This is a genomic window from Mycobacterium sp. NPDC003449, from assembly GCF_053588415.1.
The window spans coordinates 1-2,011 of sequence record NZ_JBSFPX010000358.1 but is presented as its reverse complement, the minus strand read 5'-3'; the positions used below and the strand labels follow the sequence as shown (position 1 = coordinate 2,011).

Genomic DNA, 2,011 nt, shown 5'->3' with positions numbered 1-2,011 from the left:
GGCTGGAAGACCGACTCGACGCCTACCGGCTAGGCGTGCTTGCCCTCGGAATTGCGCAGGCGCATCCCGAAGTACATCGCGTTGAGGCCGAGCACCACGACGATCAGGCCGCTGATCACATGCGACCAGATGATCCCGGCGGTCGGTCCGCCGACGAACACCCACGGTGAGACGACGAGCCACACCCCGAAGACCGGAACCGTCCAGGTCATCCCATGGGCGCGGTCCAGCGCACAGCTGAAACATATTGCCAGCAGCGCGATCACGCCGCCGACGACCAGATCGTTGACGGCGAGCCGGGTGAACGACTCGTAGCCGACGATCCACGGCGCGATGGCGACGTAGACGGCCGTCAGCAGCGTCAGACCGAAGGTGATCTGAGCCGGCATCGACTCCGCGACACGGTCATACCCGGCCCGCAACGCCATGATGTCGGGATGCCGTTCGATTGATGAATGGAAAGTGGTCATATCGTGTCCTTTCCGTTACACGGCAAGGGATTTGCACCCTCACCGCACCATCCACCAATTTCAGACTACGCCCGGCATCGCCCGTCGTCAGGGCCCGACACTAGTTGCCCAGCAACCACAGTGGCGAGGTGAACGGGCCGTAGATGCGGGGTGCGGAGACGTGGCTGGGGCCGGTGTGGATCTCGACGTTGCCGGGGCTCTGGCACACGGTCGCCGCACCCCCGATCTCGCAGGAACGGGCCATCGCGGCCGGGGCCGCGGCCACCGCGGTGGCGAGCGCGCCCGCCGCCAACAGCGGTGCGATGAAACGGATTGTCTTGGTCATGGTGGCACTCCTGATCGGAATTACGTGTGGCGCCCGATGACGGGCGGGTGGGCGTATTCGCCCTGAGGGGTGCGCAGGTGCCGCAGGGTTCGTGGTGAACTCGGCTGCGTGGCTATCCGGGCGCCGGGGATTTGCTCATACTGAGTTGAACCTGTGAGGACCCTGGAACATTCCGAAAAACCGGAGGTCACGGGCGTGACGCCAGACACGTGCGGGACGGGTGGGACCCGGGCTGCTCCCGGCTCGTGTGGGCCTAGCCGGCGGGGCTGGCCGGCGCCGGGGCCGGTTCGCGTAGCAGTCGCTGGGTGCAGTCCAGCAGGACGCGGTGCAGATCCTCGTCGGTGACGTCGACGAGTTCGGGGTCGGTGGCGCTGCCGTAGATGCCCGACGCCAGCATCGAGATGACGATGCGGCTCGCGGTGTCGGGGTCGGGTCCCAGCAGGATCGCGGTGATCCGCTCGATGGTGTCCTGCATGTCGGCGCGGGCGTGGGCCAGGGTGTCGATGACGGGGTCCCCGTGGAACACCGCGGTCACCCGGCGGTGCTGCACGGCCAGGTCGACCATGCCGCTGACCACGACCTCGCGTTGGGCCTGCGGCGTCGACATCGCCTCGGCGATCCGCACCAACCGCGCCATGTCGTCGAAGACGGGCTGCACCACGGCCAGTACGATGTCGTCCTTGGAATGGAACTGGTAATAGACGGCGGCCTTGCTCACCCCGAGACGGTCGGCGATCATCTGCAGCGATGTGCCGTTCACCCCGTGCTCGCTGAACAGACTCAGCGCCGCCTCGAGTACCCGCTCGCGAGCGAAACCGCGTGGTGCAACTGCCTTTGCCACACCTGTCCCTTCGTCGGGGTGAGCGTACCCAAGCGGGCGACATCACAGCGTCAATTGACCGAACGCCTTGATTGAAGTTAGCCGACTGTATAGGTTTCATTTGACATCCGGCAAGGACGCCTTCGGGGAGGAGTACCACCGATGCCCGGTTCGCAGACGACCGGCCCGGCCGCGCGCCGTCGGCTCGACGGTGGCACCTGCAGGGCGGGACTCATCCGAAAGGCCGACCAGGGCGCATGAAGCTGTTGAAACGGGCCTGGATTCCGTTGCTCATCACCGTAGTGGTGCTGGTCGGAGCGTTTACAGTCATGCGGGTGCGGACCTTCTTCGGGGCAGGCGACGGGTCCGGTGTCTCCAGCGCCAAGGTCGACGACA

The 2,011-nt window shown here is 66.1% G+C and carries 4 protein-coding genes; 1 reads left to right on the top strand and 3 read right to left on the bottom strand.

The genetic code is table 11. The features are described from left to right. Positions 1 to 29 precede the first annotated feature (29 nt). The 3 genes from ACWDTP_RS38255 to ACWDTP_RS38245 form a co-directional block, all read right to left on the bottom strand. Positions 30 to 470, bottom strand: coding sequence for an SPW repeat protein (locus tag ACWDTP_RS38255; protein WP_450028412.1), 441 nt, complete (start codon positions 468 to 470; stop codon positions 30 to 32). 100 nt (positions 471 to 570) lie between these two features. Continuing rightward, positions 571 to 795, bottom strand: coding sequence for a hypothetical protein (locus ACWDTP_RS38250; RefSeq protein ID WP_450028411.1), 225 nt, complete (start codon positions 793 to 795; stop codon positions 571 to 573). Between the two features lie 253 nt (positions 796 to 1,048). Then, positions 1,049 to 1,636 carry a TetR/AcrR family transcriptional regulator gene (locus ACWDTP_RS38245; RefSeq protein ID WP_450028410.1) on the bottom strand — a complete coding sequence of 196 codons (588 nt, stop codon included), beginning with the start codon at positions 1,634 to 1,636 and terminating at the stop codon, positions 1,049 to 1,051. A gap of 236 nt (positions 1,637 to 1,872) precedes the next feature. Here ACWDTP_RS38245 and ACWDTP_RS38240 point away from each other — a divergent pair. Then, the coding region (locus ACWDTP_RS38240) for an MmpS family transport accessory protein (protein ID WP_450028413.1) at positions 1,873 to 2,011 on the top strand (139 nt) is incomplete at its 3' end.